This window comes from Mycobacterium sp. 1245499.0, from assembly GCF_001673615.1.
Lineage (GTDB): Bacteria > Actinomycetota > Actinomycetes > Mycobacteriales > Mycobacteriaceae > Mycobacterium > Mycobacterium europaeum_A.
Genome location: NZ_LZMG01000071.1, coordinates 1 through 7,761, shown reverse-complemented (window position 1 = coordinate 7,761; position 7,761 = coordinate 1). Strand labels below are relative to the sequence as shown.

Sequence of the window (7,761 nt, the reverse complement as noted above, 5' to 3'; positions counted from 1 at the left end):
CGTGCGGGTTGGTGGCCTTGGAGTCGTCGACGTAGGTGATTCCGTCGGCGACGGCCACGACCTCGGCCCGGTGCCGGCCCACCCGGAACGCGGCGATCGCGGCCGCGATCGCCTCGGCCGGCACGTCGACGCTGCGCGCCAGCGCCGCGGCGGCCAGCGCGTCGAGCACCCCGACCGGCCCCGGCACCGGGATGGAGTCGACCGGGAGCAGCGCCAGATCGTCGGCGAACGCGCGGTCCACCAACTGGCCGTCGCGCACGCCCAGCTCCCCCGCGGCAGGTTCACCCAGCCGGAAGCCGACGCGCACCGGCGCCGCGGCGGTGTCCAGCAGCGCCGCCGCCCGGCGGTCGTCCAGGCCCACCACCGCCACCCGGCCGTCGAGCACCCGCGCCTTCGCCGCGGCGTAGGCGGCCATGCTGCCGTGCCAGTCGAGGTGGTCCTCGGCGATGTTGAGCACCGCGCCGGCCTCGGGCTTTAGCGAAGGCGCCCAATGCAATTGGAAGCTGGACAGCTCGACGGCCAGCACCTCGGCGGGTTGCTCCAGGACGTCGAGCACCGGGTCGCCGATGTTGCCGCACAGCAGGCTGCGCCGGCCGCCGGCGGTCAGCATGGCGTGCAGCATCGACGTCGTGGTCGTTTTGCCGTTGGTCCCGGTGACCACCAGCCAGCGCCGCGGCGGCCCGTACCGGCCCGCGGCGTCGAGCCGCCAGGCCAGCTCCACGTCGCCCCAGATCGGCACCCCGGCGGCCGCGGCGGCCACCAGCAGCGGCGTCGTCGGCGAGAAGCCGGGACTGGTGACCACCAGCGCGAAGCGGGAGATCTGCTCGGTGGCCGTCGGGGTGGACGCGGTCGCCACGCCGGCGTCGGCGTAGCCGCGCAGCGTGGCCGGGTCGTCGTCGCACACCGTGGGCACCGCGCCGAACCGGGTCAGCACCGCCAGCGCGGCCCTGCCCGTGACCCGGCCGCCGGCGACCAGCACCGGCGCGCCCGGCGCCAGGGGGTCTTGCACTGGATCAGAGCCGCTCATCAGGCACCGATCGCGCCCAGCCACTCACCGTAGAACAGGGCCACGCCCAGGCCGCAGGCGATCGCGGTGAGCAGCCAGAAGCGGATGATGACCGTGGTTTCGGCCCAGCCGGCCAGTTCGAAATGGTGATGAAAGGGTGCCATCCGGAACACCCGGCGCCCGGTGGTCCGAAAGGTCAGGATCTGCAACACGACCGAGCTGACCTCGGCGACGAACAGCGAACCCAGCACGACGGCGAGGATCTCGGTGCGGCTGGTCACCGAGATACCCGCGATGATGCCGCCCAACGCCAGCGATCCGGTGTCGCCCATGAAGATCTTGGCGGGCGCGGCGTTCCACCACAGAAAGCCGATGCAGGCGCCCGCGGTGGCGGCCGCGACCAGCGCCAGGTCCAGCGGATCGCGCACGTTGTAGCAACCCAGCCCAGGCGCCGTGACGCAGGCGTTGCGGTACTGCCAGAAGGTGATCAGCACGTAGGCGGCGGTGACCATCGCCATGCAACCGGCGGCCAGCCCGTCCAGGCCGTCGGTGAAGTTCACCGCGTTGGACCACGCGCTGACGACGACCACGCAGAACAACACGAACAGCCCCGGCGCCAGGGTGACGGTGGCGATCTCGCGCACGTAGGACAGGTCGGCGCTGGCCGGGGTCAGGCCGTTGTTATTGCGGAACCGCAGCGCCAGCACGCCGAACAGCACCGCGGCGGCGACCTGCCCGATCGTCTTGGCAGTCTTGTTCAGGCCGAGGTTGCGCGACCGGCGGATCTTGATCAGGTCGTCGAGGAATCCGACGACGCCGAGCACGGTGGCCAGCCCGAGCACCAGCAGGCCCGACACGGTGATGCCTTCACCGTCGAAGGCCATCCCGGCCAGGTGGGTGCCCAAATAGCCCGCCCAGATGCCGGCCAGGATCGCCACGCCGCCCATCGACGGCGTGCCCCGTTTGGCGTGGTGGGTGGGCGGGCCGTCCTCGCGGGTGTGGTGGCCGAATCCCTGCCGGGTGAACAACCGGATCAGGGCCGGGGTCAACAGGATCGACACGGTCAGCGCGACGGCCACCGCGATCAGGATCTGCCTCATGCGTGCGTCCCGCGGTCGTCCGAGCCTTCTGCTGGTGACGACCCGCTTCGCCCGGCTTCGCCGCCCTCGCGATCGTCACGGCTCGATGGTGACGACCCGCTTCGCCCGGCTTCGCCGCCCTCGCGATCGTCACGGCTCGATGGTGACGACCCGCTTCGCCCGGCTTCGCCGCCCTCGCGATCGTCACGGGCCAGCGCGTCCGCCAGCGCGCCCAGTTCGGCCGAGTTCGACGCCTTCACCAGCACCACGTCGCCGGGTTGCAGCTCGGCTCGCAGCAACTCCAGGGCGGCGTCGCTGTCGGCGACGTTGACGGCCCCCTTATCGGCGGCGCCCCAGGAACCCTCCATGACCGCTCCGTGGTGCATGGCGCTCATCGACCTCCCACTTCCCACGACAACGAGTCGAGACACATCTAAGCGCACGGCCAGCCGGCCGATGCGATCGTGCTCGAGGATGGCGTCCTCGCCGAGCTCGGCCATCTCGCCGAGCACCGCCCAGCTCCTGCGCTTTTCGGCGGGGCCGCCCTCGCCCCCGCCGTGGGCGATCCACGCCAGCGCCTGCAACCCGGCCCGCATTGAATCGGGGTTGGCGTTGTAGGCATCGTCGATCACGGTAACGCCGTCTTCGCGGGTGGTGACGTGCATCCGGTGCCGCGACACCGGGCCCGCCCCGGCCAGGGCGGCCGCCACCTGTTCGAGGTCGGCGCCGCATTCCAGGGCGACCGCGGCGGCGCTCAGCGCGTTGCCGACCTGGTGATCGCCGTAGACGCCGAGCTGCACCGCCACCTGCGCCACCCCGGCGGCGTCGCGCCGGTGCAGCGTGAACCGCGGCCTGGCCAGCTCGTCGAGCGACACCGGCCCGGCCCACAGGTCGCTGGGGCCCGCGTTGGTGTGCTCGGCGCGGCTGACCCGGACCACCCGGGCCGCGGTCACGTCGGCCATGGCCGCCACGGCCGGATCGTCGGCGTTCAGGATCACCACGCCGGAAGCTGGAACAGACTGTGGCAGTTCGGATTTCGTTTGGGCAATGGCCTCGCGCGAGCCGAACTCGCCGAGGTGAGCGGTGCCGACGTTGAGCACCACGCCGATGGAGGGCGTGGCGATGTCGGCCAGCGCGGCGATGTTGCCGGGGTGGCGGGCCGACATCTCCAGAACCAAATAGTCGGTGTCGGACGTCGCGCGCAGCACCGTCCAGGGGTGGCCCAGCTCGTTGTTGAAGGACCCGGGCGGGGCCACCACCTGACCCAGCGGCGCCAGCACGGCGGCCACCAGGTCCTTGGTCGAGGTCTTTCCCGACGACCCGGTGATGCCGACGATCGTCAGCCCGCCCGCCACCAGTTCGGCGGCCACCGCCTTGGCCAGCCTGGCCAGCGCGGCCAGCACCGCGGCACCCGAGCCGTCCGGGTCGTGCTCGAGCACCCCGGCCCGCGATCCCGAAACCCCCGCGGGTGCGACGACGATGGCGGGGACCCCGACCGGCCGCGCTGCCAGCACCGCGACCGCGCCGGCCGCCACCGCCGAGGCCGCATGGTCGTGCCCGTCCGAGCGTGCGCCGGGCAGCGCCAGGAACAGCCCGCCCGGCCCGACGGCACGCGAGTCGAACTCCACCGTCCCGGTGACGTGGCGGTGCGCGGCGTCCTCGGGCGAGATGTCGGACAGGGTGCCCCCGACGATGTCGGCGATCTGGGCGACGGTCAGGTCGATCATGCGCGATCCTCCAACGCCCGCGCCAACTCGACGCGGTCGTCGAAGGGGCGGACCACGTCACCGGCGCGCTGCCCGGTTTCGTGGCCCTTGCCGGCGATCAGCACCACGTCGCCGGGCCTGGCCCAGCCGACCGCGTGCCGGATCGCCTCGCGCCGGTCGGCGATCTCGACAACTTCTGTCGCGCAGCCACTTTCGGTCACCCCGGCCAGGATCTCCCGGCGAATCGCCGACGGGTCTTCGCCGCGCGGATTGTCGTCGGTGACGACCACCAGATCGGCCAGCTCGGCGGCCGTCGCGCCCATCGGCACCCGCTTGCCCGGGTCGCGCTCGCCGCCGGCGCCGAACACCACCGCCACCCGGCGACCCGGACGCGCCAGCGTGCTCAGCACCGCGCGCAGAGCGCCTGGCTTGTGGGCGTAGTCGACCAGCGCCAAAAACTCCTGGCCGGCGTCGATCTGTTCCATGCGCCCCGGCACGCGGGTCTGCCGCAGCCCCGGCGCCGCCTGCTCCGGCGTCACCCCGACCGCATCCAGAAGGGCCAGCGCCACAAGGCAATTGGCGATGTTGTAGTGGCCGGGCAGCGGGACCCCGACCTGGTGCCGCGCGCCGGCGGGGTCGATGACGGAGAACTGTTGTCCCCCGGCGCCCATCGTGGCGACGTCGACGGCGCGCCAATTCGCCGGCCGGCCCTCGGCGCTGACGGTGACGGCGTCGCCGGCTCGATCCGCCATGGCCCGCCCGGCCTCGTCGTCGACGCACACGACCGCGCGGCGCGCCCGCAGCGGCGAATTCGGCTCGAACAACAGGGCTTTGGTGTTGAAGTAGTCTTCCATGGTCGGGTGAAAGTCGAGGTGATCGCGGGACAGGTTGGTGAAACCGCCTACCGCAAAACCGGTTCCGTCCACCCGGCCCAGCGCCAGCGCGTGGCTGGAGACCTCCATGACCACGGTGTCGACACCCTGCTCGGCCATGGCCGCCAGCATCGCCTGCAGCGCGGGCGCCTCCGGGGTGGTCAACGCGCTGGGGATGTCGGCGCCGTCGATGCGAATGCCGATGGTGCCGATCAGCCCGCACCTGCGCCCGGCGGCCCGCAGGCCGGATTCGACCAGGTAGGTGGTGGTGGTCTTGCCGGAGGTGCCGGTGATGCCGATAACGGCCAGCCGCTGCGACGGGTTCCCGTACACCGTGGCGGCCAGGCCGCCGAGCACGCCGCGGGGGTCGGGGTGCACCAGCGTCGGCACGGACGGGGCGCCGGCGGCGCTCATCTCCGCGACCCCGGCGGCATCGGTGAGCACGGCGATCGCGCCGCGTTCGATCGCCTCCGCGGCATAGCGGGCCCCGTGCGTGGTCAGGCCGGGCAACGCGGCGAACAGGTCACCGGGCAGCACGTCCTGGGCGCGCAGCGTCACGCCGGTGATCGCCACGTCGGGCACGACGGCGCCCTGACCTGCGACGTCGGCCGGGACCGCTCCCACCTGCTCGGCGAGCGCGGGCAACCGCACGCCGGCGACGGCGCTGGGGCGTAACCCAGTGGGCAGCACCACTTCTTCTCACACCTCCCTCCGACGCCGCGCGATCCTCATGATCGGCCATGACACCCTACCTAGCCGCGACCGGCCACGAGGCGATGCGCGCGCCGACGGAAGGTCCGGCTGGGCCCTGGCGAGGTCGCTAGGGCTAGGTGGCCTGCAGCGTCAGCGGCGGCCCGGGGTCGGGCGACAGCGGCACGTTCTCGCGCTGCATCAGCCAGCCGGCGATGTTGTGGAACAGCGGGGCCGCCGAGTGGCCCGGCGTCCCGTCGGCGTTGCGCTCGGGGTTGTCCATCATGATGCCGATGACGTACCGGGGATTGTCGACGGTCGCCATCCCCGCGAACGTGATCCAGTAGACGTTGTCGAAGTAGCAGCCGCAGGCCGGGTTGATCTGCTGGGCGGTACCCGTCTTGCCGGCCATCTGGTAGCCCGTCACCGCGCCGGCGGAACCGGTGCCCTGCTGGTAGCCCATCGGGTCCTTTTGCACGACGGCGCGCAGCATGTTGCGCACGGTCTGCGCCGTCTGCGGCGACACCACCCGCACGCCGTCCGGACGCGGCTCCTCGGTGCGGGTGCCGTCGGGGGCGATGGTGGCCTTGATGATTCGCGGCGGTATCCGCAATCCGTCGTTGGCGATCGCCTGGTACATGCCGGTCATCTGCAGCAGCGTCATCGAAAGACCTTGGCCGATAGGCAGGTTCGAGAAGGTGCTGCCCGACCACTGGTCGATCGGCGGCACCAGCCCGGCGCTCTCACCCGGCAGGCCCACGTTGGTGCGCTGGCCCAGACCGAATTTGCGGACCATGTCGTAGAAGCGCTCCGGGCCGACGCGCTGCGCGAGCATCAAAGTGCCGACGTTGGAGGACTTTCCGAACACACCGGTGGTGGTGTAGGGCATCACGCCGTGGTCCCACGCGTCGTGGATGGACACCCCGCCCATCTGGAGGGTGCCGGGGACCTGCAGCACCTCATCGGGATTGGACAGGCCGTACTCGATGACCGACGAGGCGGTGATCACCTTGTTCACCGAGCCGGGCTCGAACGGCGAGGACACGGCCAGATTGCCCAGCTGTTTGTCGCCTTGGCGCCCGATGTCCTGCGAGGGGTCGAACGTGTTGTCGTTGGCCATGGCCAGCACTTCGCCGGTCTTGGCGTCCAGCACGACGGCCGAAACATTGTGCGCGCCAGAGACATTCTTGGCCTGCTGGACCTGCTGCTGGACGTAGAACTGGATGTCGTCGTCGAGGGTCAGCTGGACCATCGAACCGTTGACCGCCCGGTGCCGGTTGCGGTAGCTGCCCGGGATGACCACACCGTCGGATCCGCGGTCATAGGTGACCGCGCCGTCGGTGCCCGACAGCACCGAATCCATGGCCTCTTCCAGCCCCAGCAGGCCGTGCCCGTCCCAGTCGATGCCGCCGACGATGTTAGCCGCCAGCGATCCGCCCGGATACTGGCGCAGATCCTGGCGTTCGGAACCGACCTCGGGGTACTTGTCCGAGATCGCGCTGGCGACAGCGGGATCGACGGCGCGCGCCAGATAGACGAAGTTGTCGTCGGTCTGCAGCTTCTTCAACACGGTCGCCGAGTCCGGCTTGTTGCCCAGGCGGCTGGAGACCTCCTTGGCGATGTCGCGCAACCGCTGCTGCGGATCGGGAGCGGTCGAGTTCTTGGCTTTGGCCTCCTCGAGCTGCTTACGAATCCGTTTCGGCTGAAAGGTCAGCGCACGCGACTCGATGGTGAAGGCAAGCTGGTCTTTGCGACGGTCGATGATGCTGCCGCGCACCGCCTTTTCCACATCGGTGACCTTGAGCTGGCCGGCGGCCTGGGCCCGCAGCGACGGGGCGTTGGTCACCTGCAGGACGAACAGCTGGGCGGCGGCCACCAGCATCAGCACCAGGATGACCACGTTGCCCGCGCGGTGCCGGAAGACGAACGACCCGCCGCGGCTGGTCAACTGCACGATCTGACGGGTGCGGCGTTCCCGCGCCGAGTGCCCCGCCGCCACCGCCTCGGGCCGTTGCGCGGCCCCGGCACCCTTGGCCTGCTTGGCTTTCCGGAATCGCTTCGGCTCCCGAACGTCGCGGCCGGTGTCGGCCTGCTGCGGTTTCAGGCGGCGCTTGGGTTGCCGGACGTCCTTGCCCGCCAAGTCCTTACGGGGACCACGCGTCGGGCGCGCCGACTGCGACCGGCGGGCCCGCGGGGATTCACCGCGGCTCACCTGGGGGCACCTGGCGCCGCGCCGGCCGCGGGCCCGGGCAGGCCGTTGACCGGGGCGGCGGGGACCGCCGGTTGAGCCGGCGCGCCCGGGCGGCCCAACTGCACCGGGATCGGAATCTCGGCGGGCAACGGTGCGGGCATCTGGCCGGGAGCCGGAATCGGCAACCCGCCCAGGGGAATCGACACCTCGGGGGGCG

At 71.5% G+C, this 7,761-nt stretch carries 4 protein-coding genes and 2 pseudogenes; all 6 read right to left on the bottom strand.

From position 1 onward, the window contains the following. Positions 1-1,009, bottom strand: a 1,009-nt coding sequence (gene murD, locus A5646_RS03555) for a UDP-N-acetylmuramoyl-L-alanine--D-glutamate ligase (RefSeq protein WP_156765507.1), incomplete at its 3' end; no start/stop codon positions are given. 17 nt (positions 1,010-1,026) lie between these two features. Then, complete coding sequence (gene mraY / locus A5646_RS03550; RefSeq protein ID WP_066873412.1) at positions 1,027-2,106, bottom strand: phospho-N-acetylmuramoyl-pentapeptide-transferase; 1,080 nt, start codon at positions 2,104-2,106, stop codon at positions 1,027-1,029. 170 nt (positions 2,107-2,276) lie between these two features. After that, a pseudogene (gene murF, locus A5646_RS03545) lies at positions 2,277-3,812 on the bottom strand (UDP-N-acetylmuramoyl-tripeptide--D-alanyl-D-alanine ligase); the annotation flags it as partial. Beyond that, complete coding sequence (locus A5646_RS03540) at positions 3,809-5,356, bottom strand: UDP-N-acetylmuramoyl-L-alanyl-D-glutamate--2,6-diaminopimelate ligase (RefSeq protein ID WP_067019900.1); 1,548 nt, start codon at positions 5,354-5,356, stop codon at positions 3,809-3,811. The pseudogene murF and the gene A5646_RS03540, both read right to left, overlap by 4 nt. 133 nt (positions 5,357-5,489) lie before the next feature. Continuing rightward, positions 5,490-7,457, bottom strand: coding sequence for a peptidoglycan D,D-transpeptidase FtsI family protein (locus tag A5646_RS03535; RefSeq protein ID WP_369806904.1), 1,968 nt, complete (start codon positions 7,455-7,457; stop codon positions 5,490-5,492). Positions 7,458-7,561: 104 nt separating this feature from the next. Next, positions 7,562-7,761, bottom strand: a pseudogene (locus tag A5646_RS29350) (hypothetical protein); the annotation flags it as partial.